The sequence below is a fragment of the Celerinatantimonas sediminis genome, from assembly GCF_046054195.1.
Classification (GTDB): Bacteria; Pseudomonadota; Gammaproteobacteria; order Enterobacterales; family Celerinatantimonadaceae; genus Celerinatantimonas.
The window spans coordinates 296,534-309,434 of sequence record NZ_JBEQCS010000002.1; the positions used below are offsets into that span (position 1 = coordinate 296,534).

Consider the following 12,901-nt stretch of genomic DNA (forward strand, 5'->3'; position numbering starts at 1 on the left):
ACATGCCAGCTGTAGCCTTTCCTCATCTTGCTCCTGGAGAAAAGATCAACAATCAACAGTTATGCGATATTTTTGGATGCAGTCCTCAAGGTGGGATGAGAAAGTCCAACTCGACCAATACCCTAGTTCTTATCTCAAACCATATAAAATCGATTTACGACGATCGATGGGACGGCAACACCCTACACTATACAGGCATGGGGACAACTGGTGCTCAGAGCCTAAACTTTGCGCAGAACAAAACTCTCGCTCAATCAGAGACAAATGGAATATCAATTTATCTGTTCGAGGTATTTAAAGATAAAGAATATACCTACCAGGGGGAAGTACTCTTAGTTGACCCACCGTATACAGAAAGTCAACCAGGCCACGATGGCTCTTCACGCCCAGTCTATATATTTCCTCTCCAACTTAAGTCAACTCAACGAGTCGCAAGTGCGACCGATAGACAACATGTTCGAGAAGTAAAGCAGAGAAAAGCAGCCAGATTAAGTATGGCTGAGCTATCCATACGGGCTGAACAATCCCACTCGAAACGAATACCTAATACATCAAAAACAACTGCAACTGTATACGAGCGTGATGAATGGGTATCAGAGTATGCAAAGCGACTTGCAGATGGACATTGCCAACTCTGTGGTAATCCTGCGCCATTTACGAATAAGAAAGGGCTCCCATATTTAGAAACGCATCACATAGAATGGCTATCAAATGGCGGTAGCGACACACCTGAAAACACTGTAGCACTATGTCCTAATTGCCACAGGAAAATGCATGTACTCAATGATCCGAAAGATGTAGCATTTCTTGAGGCACAAGTGACCCACCTTTTATCAAAAGAATGAACAAATGAAAAAGCACATCGAAGTCGTTGCAGCAGTGATTTATCGAGACGGAAAATACTTAGCCGTTCAACGAGGTAAAGCAAAATACGACTACGTTAGCTATAAATGGGAGTTTCCTGGCGGAAAAGTAGAGCCTGGAGAATCATTGGAGTCAGCTTTACAAAGAGAACTAAAAGAAGAACTCAAAATTGAAATTAGCGGGATCAAGCTTTTGACGACAGTTAAGCATGAATATCCTGACTTCCATATCACGATGCATTGTTTTTTATGTCAATTGAAATCTTCCGAAATAACGCTAATAGAGCATATCAATTTAGCTTGGTTAACTCTTAAAAGTATTAGTACAATAGAATTAGCTGATGCAGACAAAAAAGTGATAAGAATACTCTTAACACAAACAAATATTGAACAATGACTGACTATGTGATACTCATTAATGATTATCTTATCGTTAAATGTTATACTGAAGTCATAGTTAACAGGATTTAGGCTGTCAATGAAGGAACCGTCTCCAGAACATAAGCAGAATTCACCAACAGCTATTTGGAAGATAATAGTTTATTCTTGCTTATTAACAGCTAGTGCAACTGTACTTTTATTATTATTAGCCCTCCAGTTTTTTTCCGCCCCATCATTATTAAAATATACTGGATATGCACATTCTCTGGTATTAGCTAACCCTCATAAATATACAGATCCAGTTACCATTTTCCATTTAGGAGAAATGGTTGAAAATGGAACATTATTAAGTCTCGATGATTTATGGGGATTCCAGAGTTCCTTTTATCAAACAATTATTACACTTTTAATTGCACTGAATGGAATTATCGCAGCTTTTTCTTTTATCTTTATAAAATCTTCATCAAATGAAAAATCTATCGAGGCTGCAGAAAACAAAGTCGAGTCATACGTTAATAGTGTTTCATTTCGAACCCTTATTGACTCTTCCTTCAAAAAAATCACAAAAAATGTTCGAGATGATTATAACTCAACAGCTCAAACATTAGATGAAAAAATAAAAATAGTAGATGAGCTACTTCCTATTATATATAGTAATGAAGAAAATATTAATAATTTAATTAGTGAAAGACAGGAAATCAGAAACCATATCTCTATATTGATAAAGAGATTATCTGAATTAGACAACAGTGAGAATGATGGTGAATATAATTTAGAGAAGAATGATTAATTATGGCTTTTATCAAAAGTAGACAGAAAATACATACCCCAGAAACCGACGCTTTTGAAGTGTTAGAAACTCCTGATAATGTCCTCACATTAGCAAAAAAAAATGGCATAGAAACAGATCCATTAGATATTTCTAAACTAGTAGTTCTTTTAAATATAAAAATGCGATTTGAGCCGATGGAGGATGATAAATCAGGAGAATTAAAAAAAGATAAAAAAACAGGTCAGTGGTATATGACAGTAAATTCTTTACATCACCCTCATAGACAGAGATTTACTATTGCACATGAAATTGCACATCACATTAAACATGGCGCATGTAATGACGAATTTATTGATACTACTTTTTTTAGAAACTCCGAGTCTAACGCAATGGAAGCTGAAGCTAACAGATTTGCAGCAGAATTATTAATGCCTAAAAAATTATTTGATGAATTTGTAAAAAACAATTCATCAAATGTAAAAGATATTTCGGAACATTTCCAAGTATCATCAATGGCAGTTAGAATAAGAGCAAAACAACTTGGATATAGTGGTCATAATTTATGAGTGATTATATTTATTTTCCAATAATAAAAACTAGAGATGCCGAATTGAGGTGTTTTGATCACTTAAGTGAAGATGTAGAAAATAATATTTTACCTATATATGAATTAACGAAATCGAGAATAACAAAAAAAGCCCCAGATGGGGACATACATCGAAGGATGAAAAGAATCGGAGATATACAAGGGAATAGACCTTTTATTTTAGATCTTTGTACATCCCCAAAATACTTAAACCCTCAGATTGAACAACTACTCAACCCTTTCGATGGTTTTTCTGAATGGAGATACTTTCTAAATCTATTTACAGATATGAATATCATCCCGATGATTCATATTTATGAGGATGATGAAGGTAGCTTTAAAGAGGTTGAGAAGTTTATTAGAATTCAATCACAGACATCAAATATGTTAGCTGTTAGATTTCCATATAATCTAGAAAGTGGTGACTATGAATATTATTTGGGGCCTATAATAGATAACTTATCTGATGATGCCAATTTAATAGTTATTTTAGATGCTGATTATATCAGATATGAAGATAAAGATAATGTAATAACAAATTTCATTGATTCTTCTCAAGAGATTTTAAACTTAGATCATATTAATGAAGTAGTAATAGCTTGTACATCTTTTCCTTCTAACCCAGCAAAGGAAGGCAATAGTGATTCCGATGGTGAGTTTTCAATTGATGAGGAAATAATATACCAAGAAGTTTCTAATGAAATAGATGTAAAGTATGGAGATTATGCTTCAATAAATACAGAGCAAATAGAAATAAAAGGAGGAACTTTTGTTCCTCGAATAGATATTTCACTAACAGATAGATTTATTTATAAGAGATATAGACGTGATGATGGGAGCTATCCTCGTTGTGCAAGAAACATGCGTGCTGACCGGAAATATCGGAATTTACACACATGGGCAGATGAGCAAATATTGCTTGCTAGCCAGGATGCACCACAAGGAATAAGCCCTTCATTTTGGATTTCAGTTCGTATGGTTTATTATATCCATACAAGAGTTAATCTTAGACTTAGTGAATAATGGTTCAGGAGGCATTCTTGTTATGATAAGAATGTCGTCTGGGTTTAACTTTTCACCTTTATCTATTTTCAATAACTCTGATACCTTTTTATATCTGTATAACAGGCTTTCTCTAGATATTTTTTTTATTTCATTGAGTGAATAATTATTTGCCAACTTTTCACACAAGTCATGCTTAGCTCTAATTCTATTATCTTTAATAATTTTCCTAAGATCTGAAATAGCCAGTGTACTAGCCAAACTAATCTTGTTTAACCTTTTAAATCGTGCAGATTTTCTAATTTCTTTAACACTTTTTTCAGTAATAACTATTATACCAATTTCTTTACCAATAGCTTTCCTAACCTGATTTAAATTGCTATCTTCGCAAACAACAAAGCAATAATCGAAATAATTCTTATAACTATTAATCTGATAATCTAATCGCATAACAGTATCCTCTGCACCCTTTATTTCAAATGCAGTGGCTATATCTCCAGAGAGACTAATGATATCGGCTCTTCTACTACCAAATTGGAATGGAACTTCAGCACCCAAAGATAATTTACTATCAATTTGAAGTAGATACTCTACGAGACGAGTTTTGATTTGGATTTCTTTCATAAATAGCCATTATGTTAATGTTCAAATAGTACTGCTTACGTGTATAAATGTACAGTGGTAGTTGCTTCATCTAAGATTGTTAGCCAACAACTTTCCCCGACTCACCCGATTCAACTTCCCGAGGTGCCGACACAGTGTCGTTGGACTTATTCCCCACTTTTTAGCCGCGCGTCGCATCGTGGTTTTTGTTGTGAGATATTCCACCATTGCTTTCTCTAAGTTCTCAGAACGAACAGGCTCACAGATACCCCGCAGCTTTTTGGCCGATTCACTTAAAGGGCGGATCTCAGGCTGCGGTGCCAGCTGCTTTTCTTGAGAAATGATCTGTCGTCCAGAGTTCACACTGTCACGCCAGTGAAAGGTCATTTCAGGTCGGCTTAAATTCATTGTCATTCCTCCTTATAAGATGGCCACTTCCGTTTTTTCCCCTCGTTTGTAGGCGAACTAACGTAACCCTAACTGCCATCGAGCCGCTGCAATATAATCCATCCCTTTTTCAGCACTTACCGGCTTTGAGGTGGCCTTTGTCGGGATAGCTTTTGAAATAGAAGCTTCAATATCTTCGCCATGGGCATAACGGCGGCAGATAATGTCGTATGAGCGCTCAAACACTTTGCGAAACTCAGACTCAACCAAAGTGCCTCGTTCAAACCGAGTGGCTCGAATCGCCGCTTTCACCACAACATGCGCGGGTCGCAATGTCACCGCCTGCCGATAGGCGCTCTCCATATCCGGTAAACCCAGCATTTCAGGGGTTGGTCGGCACCACTTGATAAATTGCCCAGGGCTTGGGAAAAATGGGATTTCCATCTGCCGAGCCATGCGCAAACCAATCTGAATTTGCTCATCACTGGTCACACCGTTCTCAATCAATGCAATCAGCCACACCCGTTTTGCAGATTGCTCTGCATTTTTGTTTGGGAATGCCTGACGCCATGCAGGGAATGCCACCTTAAGCTGGCGCCAAACCTCAATAAAAAACTCACCATCAGCAGAACTGGGCGCTTGAGCCTGTTCTTGCGCTGGCATTGGGTTCATCTTGAGCTGAGCCATTGAATCCTGAACTGTTCTCATTGCTGGAGCCCTCCGTTTGGTGTTGGAATTGTCATGCCATCCATCCAACTCATATCATCGTCATCATCGATATCATCTCTGCCCTGCGGCTTACTGAACGCTTTTAGCCAAAGTTCCTGAAACCGTTTCCGTAGTTTCTCAGGGCTTCGAACATTCGCCCGCTCAAAATCATCCTTGCAGCACCAATCGAACAACGCACAGATATCATGATGAGTGAGTTTGTCGATACGCCGCATCCGGCCAATGGTTGTGGACCAACTTTTGAGATTAGGGGCAGGCACTTTGCCGGGTAATCCTTCCTGCTGGTGGATTTGAATCACCCGCTTCGCCATCCAGGATGCAGTTTTTAAATCGTCTGAATCAAAATTAAGTTTTGAGTTGTCGGGTTCGGGCTCGTCAGAGTCCGGACACAGTTCTTTACTCTTACTAGATTGTTTTAATGGTTGTTCTGTTGTTGTCACGGGTGGGTGATCGCAAGGTGTAACGCAAGGCTGATCAACATTCCCCTCTGAGCCCATGTCCTCCAAGGGATTAGGTTGATCGCGAGGTGTAACGGCAGGTGTGACGGGTGGCTGATCGGGCGTCACACTATTTTGCACCGAATTCTCAGCATTGAATAACTCAACAGACGAACCAGCCGACTGATATTGGTCATAATTACAAATCGTCACAACAGAGCCAAAGGGTGTGCCCTCTATCTCAATAATCCCTTCAGTTTTAAACCCATCTAACAACCGTTTGACCTGTGAGCGAGTCATCGGTCGGTTATTGGTGTCTCGTAGTTCCTGAGCCAGTTCACTGGCATTCACCACCAACTGGCCACGGCCTAATTGCCAGTTTTTCGATTTATAGCGCACGACTCTTGCCTGATGAGAGGCGCGCCCTAACAACCGAACAAACGCCGCCAGCCGATACACATTTTGAGCCCAGCCCTGTTCAAATAAACTTCGCCAAAGCACAATAAATCCCGCCTGTTTATTATCAGAAACCCGCTGATAACTCGACGCATCCGGAGCAATCAACTCAGGTCTCAGTGCCACTACATTACTCATAATCTTTCACCTGCTGTTTAGCGTTTAACCTTTTGTCCGTTGGTACGATGTTTTCGCAACGCGCGAAGCGATGCCTACTAACATGGCAGCCATCTTGTAGTTACATGACACCCAATGGCCTGATACATTGAACTCATAGCGAAACGGTTCATTGGGTTTAGATGCTAAGACACGGATCATTGCCCTACTCCCTTGCGGTATCTGAACGGTGAACACGAATAAAAGCCTGCAGTTCGTTGGCCTTACTCGTTAAAAACTTGCGCAGCTGTTCTAATAAAAGCTGTTCTTCGTGAGAGTCAACCTGACCATCTTCCAAACTTTTGGCCATGGTGATATCTAATTGCCCTGCATCAGCAGAGGCGTTCAGACGAATGCGGAAAAGCTCCAAATTATCGAGCTCTTTTGGGTCTGGCATATCCACCAGCAATTTATTCTGGCGATGCGCAAAGTACTCAGCCAGCAAACTGGTACCTGATAAATCTTCCATCGCCTCCAGTTCATCCAACTCAAAAAAGCGACAGCCATTTTTCTCATAGAGGTTGTTATTAAACTGGGTGACCGTCATCCCCAACCCACCAGCCATGGCAGAACGTCCGCCGGGATAGGCTTTGCACATCGCTCTAATGGCATCCTTAATATCTACCATTGACTTTTTCTCCCTGTAGTAGTGCAGATTGCTTCTCTGGCTTATGCTGATTGGCGTGATAAAACGATGGGTCATACGCCAATGCACCATGAGTCAGAATAGAAATACGAAGGGCTTGTTTTTCGGGGATGATGTCATCCCATTGAGATACAGCTGAATGAGTTATTCCTAAAAGCTCAGCCAATTTAGAGACTGAACCAATCTGATCTATAACCTTAAATTTGTTCATAGCACCACGAAAAATAAGTTTTCTTACATTTAAATATAAAAGAAAACTTATGTCAACGTAATGTAAGATTACTAACATGCAAAATGAAACTATTGGCGAACGTATTCGTCGAGTTCGAAATGAACTAAAGCTAACCCAGAAAGATATCGCCAAAAGTATTGGGGTTTCCGCCGCATCTGTCACTCAATGGGAACGAGGAGATACCACTCCCAAAGGAAGCAACTTAATAGCACTTTGTAAGAAACTAAAGGTTGATCCTTCTTGGTTACAAACAGGGAAAGGGGAAAAGACAGCTGCAATGCCTAATGCAGAATTATTGGGAAATATGCAGGTCTGGGATAGCTCTACTCCTTTAGGAGAAGATGAAGTGGCAATACCTTTTCTTACAGAAGTTCATTTATCAGCAGGTAATGGATCACTCGGTAGTATTGAACTAGATCATGGCCTTCGGCTTAGATTTGCCAAATCAACACTGAGAAGATACAACGTTCAACCTGAAAATGCTGTATGCGTGGTTGTAACAGGCAACAGCATGGAACCAGTTCTACCCAACGGTTCAACAGTTGGTATCGATTGTGGGAACAAAGAACTTATAGATGGTAAAATTTTTGCGATAAACCACGGTGGTGAATTATTTATCAAGAAATTATATCGCCTACCTGGTGGTGGAATGCGCATATACAGCTTTAACGAAGCAGAATATCCAGCAAGAGAATATACTCAGCAACAAACCGAAGAGCAGCGGATTACTATAGTTGGAAGAGTGTTTTGGTACTCGGTTCTTTTATAATTTCCATATAATTGTATAACCTTAATAGAGTTGAGACTCTCCTGATTCTGGTGGTTTGTGGTTCGATGGTTTTTGATTATATACCATCCTTACCAAGGCTCGTTTAGGCACCAAGGTTAAGCTAGCTCTTTTTTAGTTTTCCCATTGCAGCACATTGTTATATTTCGTCTCTAAGACTTAGGTAATGCTCCATTTTTCTAAAAAGTGATGCCGGTATCCAAGACATGTTGAAGGTTACCTTTTCGCCATCTGTATCCGATACTCTAAGTAGACAATAATCATCTTCAAAATACATGTCATTTTGTTCAATGAACTCAACTATTTGCTTTCTAGCCTCTAGAGTTTTACTGAACTTGGTTTCATCGTAAAAACGGATATATATTCGCAATATAGATAGAACGAATTCTTCAATAATAGCAAATGCATCGAACTTATTATCTTGAGATTCCAGTTGTGGTTTAACAATAGATCCCCAACCATCAAAACCTGATATTAATGCATCTCTATCAAACATTAGAGTTATGCCAACATAAGAATCATACTCCTCAAAGTTTTTACTCTTGGAATAACTTAACGGAGGCATACCGCAATGCTGAACATAGTTACGCAACTTATACATAAACTTATATGAAAACCTACTATCGAACTCTTCTGCAGTTAATCTTTTAAAAAGATTGATGGCCTCTGATGTTTTTCCATACTCTCTTTTTATAAAGGTCTCCATGTGATCGAGAAAAGTTCTTGCAGACATCATTAGGTTCAATAGATTGATGTTTACTTCATGACCAAATGAATCTAAATCATAGCAATCTATTGTATGTGAGCTTCCTGCGAACCGTGCAAGAGAATCTTCGACACCTTTCTTTAAGCAGGTAAAATTGTGAAGCACATACTCGACAAGTCTGAAATGCCTGTTGAAATCGAATATTTCTTTCATTGCTCCATTAATCTCTTGGACTTCTTCGTCACCCAAAGGTCGAATTGCTTTTATTCTCTCCCCTTCAACCCTGGCCAATTCTATAGTTGATTTCACTGAAATATAACCCTCTGCAACGGCAATACCAAATCTTCCGCACACCACCTTAAACACAAAATACAACTCATAGCAAAAACAGCCAAGCGTTGAGAATCACTCTTATGCAGATTGTTATGCAACTAGAGTTAAGGTCATCGCTGTAGCAACAACAATAACACCTAGTATCACAACGACTTGTTTAGCAACAAAAAATGGCTTAATCATTCTATAGGACCACCACTTTTTATTATATCGGAAGTCGCTCTCTAACAGAGCTTTTTGAGCAGCATAATAGCCCACAACATATTGGAAATAATGAAGAAGTATAGAAACCACACCACAAATTGAGGCAATAAGAAATAACGTTCTATACTCCAATAGCAACTTTGCGAAATCAGATTTAGAACTAAACAATGTATAAGTTAAAGCAACCAAGCCAAATGCGACATACAGTGTAAGTTCGCTGATTTTCTCCGAACGCTTTACTTTGTCCTCAATCCTTTTTTCTTCAGTCATTATTTTCGTATCCTTTTGATAAACTCACCAGGATCATTTGTTTTATCTGAATCAGATGAACTTTTTCCAGAGCGCCGCACGCTCACTCTTAACTTTTCACTGGCTTTAAATGTTGGTCTAGCTCCAAAGCTTCTCTTTGCATGATCCCGAGTAATTCTGCGGGCTTTGCCCGTTTTTGCTGTTGCTTTTGTAGAAAAATGGCCGAAACCTTTCAGTCTTACATCATCACCAGATTTCAGCTGCTCAGAGATTACATCCAACGTAGTTTCAACTATTCTTTTTGCTTCTGCCTGAGAAATCCCTGCTTTTCTAGCAACTTCTCTTATCACTTCGTTTTTATTCACAGGCTTCTCTTTTCCATGTCTGTATAAGTCCTTTTTCTATTAGATTCATATTCGACTATTAGGAAAAGCAGGTCAAGGAACAACGCAAGATGTAGAAGAAGAAATAGGGCTAAAATAATAGGGCAAATAATCGACAAAATGTGGACGTAAACTCAATAGTTAGCCATTTTTAAAGTCTCTAGACAATTTTTCTAGCTTCATAGAAATGGTTTAGAGCAATATGCTTCAATTTAACCCCCTATCAAACACATCTTTTAAAAATAAGTTTTCTTACTTTTTTACTTGCTATTCAAAGATTGAAAACTTAATATTAAATGTAAGTTTTCTTACCAAGAAATTATAATGCTAATACTCAAAAAACCTACACCAGACGAACTCGAAGTCGTTATCCAGATCAGGGCTGAGTGCTGTAACTGTGGCCAGCAAGCGCTGGTGGAAGCGCCCTCAACCGAAGCAGCGGCTATCAAACTGCAGCGACTTGGTTGGCATAGCTTTGAAACAGATGAGATTTGTGGCACAAATTTTTGCCCGAACTGTATTCACGAATTGAAGGAGATTGAGCAACAGGAGTCTGCCGCATGAACTACGTTGACCGTTTGCAAACTGTCATCCATAAAGGCTGCCATTGTGCTAAAGACATTGGCGATGAATGGCAGACACCTGAGGAAGAGTTTAAAGGTATTGTTCGATTGTTTGGGCCATTCAGTATCGATCTATTTGCCTCGCACTTTAACCGTAAATACAGCTATTACTTCACGGCAAAAGAGAATGCACTCAAACAAGATTGGATGGCATACTGTTCATCCAAGGGCCTTGAGTGTCGAGGTTTTGCGAACCCGCCCTACTCCAAACCACACGTTGGTTTAATGACCGACGGCAGCACCTGCACAGGGTTGGGAGAGATTGTCGATAAAGCCAGACAGGAATGCGAAAAAGGCTTTTACTCGGTAATGGTTGTTCCCCATTCACCAGAGGCTGACTGGTTCGGTGACGCACTCAAAAAGGCAACCGATATCTGGACCGTCATTGGCGGCCGCATCACTTTTGAACCACCTAAATGGTACACCCAAGATCCACAAGGTTCTAAACCATCCAGTGCCCGAGGTGGGACATCTATCTTTGTGTTTAATCCACTCACCAAAGGACGTACGCATGCGATTCATAGTTGGATCCAACGCGATTATCTGCGCCAGTTAGGTCAGGAATTAGATCATGACTTATTACATTAAAAACAAATAAGACAAACTTATGGAAAACCAAGAAACAAAACAAAAACGTACCCGTCTCTCCCCTGAGATACGGCGCAAGCAATTGCTCGATATCGCGCTGGATATTGCAACAAAGCAAGGGATGAAAGAGGTAACCCATACGGCAATAGCTAAAGTGGCTCATGCATCACCGGGGACCATTTTTAACTACTTTGTTCACCGACAAGCCTTAGATGAAGCGGTCGCTAAATACATTATTCAGCAGACAGAACCATCATTGGTCCGGCTTGAAGCAGAGATTACATTAATCCGGCTACAGGCAACCAGTGAAACAGAGCTTAGTGCCGTCGATCAGGCCATCAAGGAGAAAGAGTTTTCACTTCGAGAATTTTTAAACGATTAGCAAAAGTCATCTACCACATTCAGGAACAACGAGGAGGTCAACTATGTTGGGGTGCGTGCCATTATCACAATACTGCCACCTTTCGGGTGAATCAGAAGCTGCAGTTAAAAAACGGATTGAACGGGGAATTTGGCAAGTAGGTCGGCAAGTTCGCAAAGTAAATGGCGTGAAGGAACGCTGGATTGATTTAGAGGCTGTAACAGAATGGGCACGGAACGGACGGATCTAAAAGGGGTCACTATACGGGATAACAAAACGATTTATATCTCGTTTATGTATCACGGCAAACGCTGCCGTGAGCCCCTTAAGGGATTGCCACCGACAAAATCAAACCTTCGCTATGCGGCTCGCAAAAAAGCGGCTGTAGAAATGGATATCGAGAAAGGAATTTTTGATTATCTCGAGCATTTCCCGAATAGCCGCTCTGCTATTTTGTTGGGAGAGAAAGTAAAAACAGAGACAACCGTCAGCTGTTATCTCGAAGTCTATATGGAAAGCTGCCAGCTCAGAGGATTATCACCATCAACGCTGATTGGTTATCGCAAGTGCATCACAGCACTCAAGCCACTGCATGATATTTACATCAGTGAAGTAACGCCTGCACTGATTAAACGATTTATTACACAAGCATCATGTAGCCTCAAAACAATGCGCAACATCCTATCAGTTTTACGTTCATCATTAGATGAAGGCATCACCGATGGCATCATCAAAATTAATCCATGTGTTGGTGTAAATCCTGGTCGATATATTCTCAAAGAGAACAAGCTATCAACTCGGGGGCAAAACAAAGATGTGGACCCATTCACACCTGCAGAAGAGAAAGCAATTATCAAAGCTGCAGATAACCATCCCCAATGGCAAAACCTATTCCGTTTTTGGCTGCACAGTGGGTTAAGAACTTCCGAGCTTATCGCATTAAAATGGGATGATGTAGACTGGATCAATCACAAAGTGTCTGTAGTCGAAGCACTTGTTTCTGGCATCATCAAATCAACAAAAACTCGAGCAGGCAGACGAATGATCGATTTAGACAGTGAAGCAATGCATGCCCTCCACCAGCAAAAAGAACACACCTTTTTACATAGTGGCTATATCTTCCATGACCCGAGACTAAAAACACACTGGCAAACCAGCGACTCAGTACGCAAAAAGGCATGGCAACCCACACTTAAAAAAGCAGGCGTTCGCTACCGCCGACCATACAATTGCCGACATACCTTTGCCTGTCGTCATATCTCATCCGGCGCAAACCTCTGGTGGCTAGCCGAACAAATGGGCCACGCCTCTCCAGAGATGTTGTTCAGACACTATGGCAGTTACATGCGAGAGTATGATCGCTCCGAAAAACAACGCCATAACATCAACAGCTAACCAACGCCTTTTATATATCATT

At 40.2% G+C, this 12,901-nt stretch carries 21 protein-coding genes; 11 read left to right on the plus strand and 10 right to left on the minus strand.

Translation table 11 applies throughout. From position 1 onward, the window contains the following. Nucleotides 1-2 precede the first annotated feature (2 nt). From ABTQ23_RS03935 to ABTQ23_RS03955, 5 genes are all read left to right on the plus strand, one after another. Nucleotides 3-845, plus strand: a complete 843-nt coding sequence (locus tag ABTQ23_RS03935; RefSeq protein ID WP_408614330.1) for an HNH endonuclease — start codon at nucleotides 3-5, stop codon at nucleotides 843-845. A 4-nt stretch (nucleotides 846-849) separates the two neighbouring features. Beyond that, nucleotides 850-1,260, plus strand: a complete 411-nt coding sequence (locus tag ABTQ23_RS03940; RefSeq protein ID WP_408614331.1) for a (deoxy)nucleoside triphosphate pyrophosphohydrolase — start codon at nucleotides 850-852, stop codon at nucleotides 1,258-1,260. Between the two features lie 81 nt (nucleotides 1,261-1,341). After that, nucleotides 1,342-2,034, plus strand: coding sequence for a hypothetical protein (locus ABTQ23_RS03945; protein WP_408614332.1), 693 nt, complete (start codon nucleotides 1,342-1,344; stop codon nucleotides 2,032-2,034). A gap of 2 nt (nucleotides 2,035-2,036) precedes the next feature. Beyond that, complete coding sequence (locus tag ABTQ23_RS03950; RefSeq protein ID WP_408614333.1) at nucleotides 2,037-2,582, plus strand: ImmA/IrrE family metallo-endopeptidase; 546 nt, start codon at nucleotides 2,037-2,039, stop codon at nucleotides 2,580-2,582. Further along, nucleotides 2,579-3,625 (plus strand): beta family protein, encoded by a 1,047-nt coding sequence (locus ABTQ23_RS03955; protein ID WP_408614334.1) that lies wholly within the window; start codon nucleotides 2,579-2,581, stop codon nucleotides 3,623-3,625. The genes ABTQ23_RS03950 and ABTQ23_RS03955 overlap by 4 nt, the downstream gene beginning before the upstream one ends. Here ABTQ23_RS03955 and ABTQ23_RS03960 read toward each other — a convergent pair. The 7 genes from ABTQ23_RS03960 to ABTQ23_RS03990 form a co-directional block, all read right to left on the minus strand. Next, nucleotides 3,569-4,228: a sce7726 family protein gene (locus ABTQ23_RS03960; protein ID WP_408614335.1), complete on the minus strand. Its 660-nt coding sequence runs from the start codon at nucleotides 4,226-4,228 to the stop codon at nucleotides 3,569-3,571. The two genes, ABTQ23_RS03955 and ABTQ23_RS03960, sit on opposite strands and share 57 nt — an antisense overlap. Before the next feature lie 66 nt (nucleotides 4,229-4,294). Next, nucleotides 4,295-4,615 carry a helix-turn-helix domain-containing protein gene (locus ABTQ23_RS03965; RefSeq protein ID WP_408614336.1) on the minus strand — a complete coding sequence of 107 codons (321 nt, stop codon included), beginning with the start codon at nucleotides 4,613-4,615 and terminating at the stop codon, nucleotides 4,295-4,297. A 57-nt stretch (nucleotides 4,616-4,672) separates the two neighbouring features. After that, nucleotides 4,673-5,302: a replication protein P gene (locus ABTQ23_RS03970; protein WP_408614337.1), complete on the minus strand. Its 630-nt coding sequence runs from the start codon at nucleotides 5,300-5,302 to the stop codon at nucleotides 4,673-4,675. Next, nucleotides 5,299-6,354, minus strand: coding sequence for a phage replication protein O (locus ABTQ23_RS03975; RefSeq protein ID WP_408614338.1), 1,056 nt, complete (start codon nucleotides 6,352-6,354; stop codon nucleotides 5,299-5,301). Before ABTQ23_RS03975 ends, ABTQ23_RS03970 begins: the two co-directional genes overlap by 4 nt. 24 nt (nucleotides 6,355-6,378) lie before the next feature. Continuing rightward, nucleotides 6,379-6,534, minus strand: coding sequence for a hypothetical protein (locus ABTQ23_RS03980; protein ID WP_408614339.1), 156 nt, complete (start codon nucleotides 6,532-6,534; stop codon nucleotides 6,379-6,381). Between the two features lie 4 nt (nucleotides 6,535-6,538). Next, entirely contained in the window at nucleotides 6,539-7,000 is a 462-nt protein-coding gene (locus tag ABTQ23_RS03985) for a YmfL family putative regulatory protein (protein ID WP_408614340.1), read from the minus strand. Further along, nucleotides 6,987-7,307: a Cro/CI family transcriptional regulator gene (locus tag ABTQ23_RS03990; protein ID WP_408614341.1), complete on the minus strand. Its 321-nt coding sequence runs from the start codon at nucleotides 7,305-7,307 to the stop codon at nucleotides 6,987-6,989. The genes ABTQ23_RS03985 and ABTQ23_RS03990 overlap by 14 nt, the downstream gene beginning before the upstream one ends. Between ABTQ23_RS03990 and ABTQ23_RS03995 the strand changes: the two genes are divergently transcribed. After that, a complete protein-coding gene (locus ABTQ23_RS03995) occupies nucleotides 7,306-8,019 on the plus strand; it encodes a S24 family peptidase (RefSeq protein ID WP_408614342.1) in 714 nt (237 codons plus the stop codon). The two genes, ABTQ23_RS03990 and ABTQ23_RS03995, sit on opposite strands and share 2 nt — an antisense overlap. A 157-nt stretch (nucleotides 8,020-8,176) precedes the next feature. On the opposite strand, the gene ABTQ23_RS04000 is transcribed toward ABTQ23_RS03995, so the two are convergent. Genes ABTQ23_RS04000 through ABTQ23_RS04010 form a run of 3 tightly spaced genes read right to left on the minus strand, consistent with a single transcriptional unit; the run spans nucleotide 8,177 to nucleotide 9,894 of the window. Continuing rightward, a complete protein-coding gene (locus tag ABTQ23_RS04000) occupies nucleotides 8,177-9,109 on the minus strand; it encodes a hypothetical protein (RefSeq protein WP_408614343.1) in 933 nt (310 codons plus the stop codon). A gap of 57 nt (nucleotides 9,110-9,166) precedes the next feature. Next, complete coding sequence (locus tag ABTQ23_RS04005) at nucleotides 9,167-9,550, minus strand: hypothetical protein (protein ID WP_408614344.1); 384 nt, start codon at nucleotides 9,548-9,550, stop codon at nucleotides 9,167-9,169. Beyond that, nucleotides 9,550-9,894, minus strand: coding sequence for an HU family DNA-binding protein (locus tag ABTQ23_RS04010; protein ID WP_408614345.1), 345 nt, complete (start codon nucleotides 9,892-9,894; stop codon nucleotides 9,550-9,552). The genes ABTQ23_RS04005 and ABTQ23_RS04010 overlap by 1 nt, the downstream gene beginning before the upstream one ends. 342 nt (nucleotides 9,895-10,236) lie before the next feature. Here ABTQ23_RS04010 and ABTQ23_RS04015 point away from each other — a divergent pair, with 342 nt between their 5' ends. The 5 genes from ABTQ23_RS04015 to ABTQ23_RS04035 are packed head-to-tail and all read left to right on the plus strand — an operon-like array spanning nucleotide 10,237 to nucleotide 12,879. After that, nucleotides 10,237-10,476 carry a hypothetical protein gene (locus ABTQ23_RS04015; RefSeq protein WP_408614346.1) on the plus strand — a complete coding sequence of 80 codons (240 nt, stop codon included), beginning with the start codon at nucleotides 10,237-10,239 and terminating at the stop codon, nucleotides 10,474-10,476. Beyond that, entirely contained in the window at nucleotides 10,473-11,123 is a 651-nt protein-coding gene (locus ABTQ23_RS04020) for a DNA N-6-adenine-methyltransferase (protein ID WP_408614347.1), read from the plus strand. Before ABTQ23_RS04015 ends, ABTQ23_RS04020 begins: the two co-directional genes overlap by 4 nt. Nucleotides 11,124-11,142: 19 nt before the next feature. Beyond that, complete coding sequence (locus tag ABTQ23_RS04025) at nucleotides 11,143-11,505, plus strand: TetR family transcriptional regulator (RefSeq protein ID WP_408614348.1); 363 nt, start codon at nucleotides 11,143-11,145, stop codon at nucleotides 11,503-11,505. Between the two features lie 43 nt (nucleotides 11,506-11,548). Beyond that, entirely contained in the window at nucleotides 11,549-11,734 is a 186-nt protein-coding gene (locus ABTQ23_RS04030; RefSeq protein WP_408614349.1) for an excisionase, read from the plus strand. Then, nucleotides 11,710-12,879: an Arm DNA-binding domain-containing protein gene (locus tag ABTQ23_RS04035; RefSeq protein ID WP_408614350.1), complete on the plus strand. Its 1,170-nt coding sequence runs from the start codon at nucleotides 11,710-11,712 to the stop codon at nucleotides 12,877-12,879. Before ABTQ23_RS04030 ends, ABTQ23_RS04035 begins: the two co-directional genes overlap by 25 nt. Nucleotides 12,880-12,901: the final 22 nt, after the last annotated feature.